Source organism: Arthrobacter sp. MDT2-34-1, from assembly GCF_059091365.1.
The window spans coordinates 1-1,005 of sequence record NZ_JBNHGO010000049.1; the positions used below are offsets into that span (position 1 = coordinate 1).

The following is a 1,005-nucleotide window of genomic DNA, read 5'->3' on the forward strand; positions in this document are numbered from 1 at the left end:
GTGCTCGTCCTGCAGGGATCGGTAGAGCTCGTGGATCAGCTCGTCCTTGGATCCGAAGTAGTAGTAGGCATTGCCCACCGAGACTTCCGCGGCCTGGGCGATGGCCCGCATGGTGGTCTTCTCGTAGCCCTCCTCGCGGAATAGCCGCAGCGCAGTGTCCACCAGCCGCTGCCGCGTCTGCTCGCTTTTGACGGTTCTCTCAGCCACGGCACTCCTTTTTGAACGTGTTCAAATCACCATAGCGCTTATTTTTGAACGTGTTCAAAAGCCCCGTTCCCGAGCCCGGGTCTAGAAGATGCTTCGCGGCGGCTTCACCCCGGGCAGCTCCAGGAGGCTGACGTCCGGGCTGGCGTACACCCGGCCGTCTGCGTCCATGGTGATGGCCCACAGGTCAGTGGTCTCGCCCTGCTCCGGCAGGCCCGGTGACTCAGGGTTGCGGAACGTGACCGCGACGTATCCCTGCCCGGGCGTCTGTCCCTGCAGCGTCAGAACCACCCGCGACGGGTCGCCGGCATCGCCTTCGACCCTCCTGCGCCCGACGCCGAATATCCAGTCCCGCGGCGGCCCGTAGGCCTGATCGAGCGAGCGCAGCAAGATCGGCAGTGCGCGTTCGGCATACGCCGCCAGATCCTCGTCCCAGTCAACGCCCTGATTCGCCATTTCCCGCTTGATGTTGGCCAGCATGTGGTAGGCAAGGTCCCGTCCGGTCAGGGCCCTGACTTCCAGCACCGGATCGGCTGCGTAGCTCAGGTTCACAGTGATCGCAGCCTGGCCGCCGGAGCCGACGGGTAGCACGGAAAGACCAGCGCCATCGATCTCCCAGAAGGCCTTTCCGATTCGTGAACTGTAAACCGGCCGTGACACCTCCGGGCCCACGGTGAACACGAACGCGGCCGACTGGTGGAATCCCTGCGGCACCGGCAATGGCCATGGTTCGGCCGAAGCGTAGGTGTGCGGACCGGTCCTTTCGATGTCCACGAGGGCTACCAGGCGGCGGGCGGGGAT

Annotated in this window: 2 protein-coding genes; both read right to left on the bottom strand. The window is 64.8% G+C overall.

The window, feature by feature from the left end; genetic code table 11:
* A partial coding sequence (locus tag AC5RVV_RS17515) for a TetR/AcrR family transcriptional regulator (RefSeq protein WP_494002628.1) occupies positions 1-207 on the bottom strand: 207 nt, incomplete at its 3' end.
* 81 nt (positions 208-288) lie between these two features.
* On the bottom strand, positions 289-1,005 hold a 717-nt coding region (locus tag AC5RVV_RS17520), incomplete at its 5' end, for a hypothetical protein (protein ID WP_494002629.1).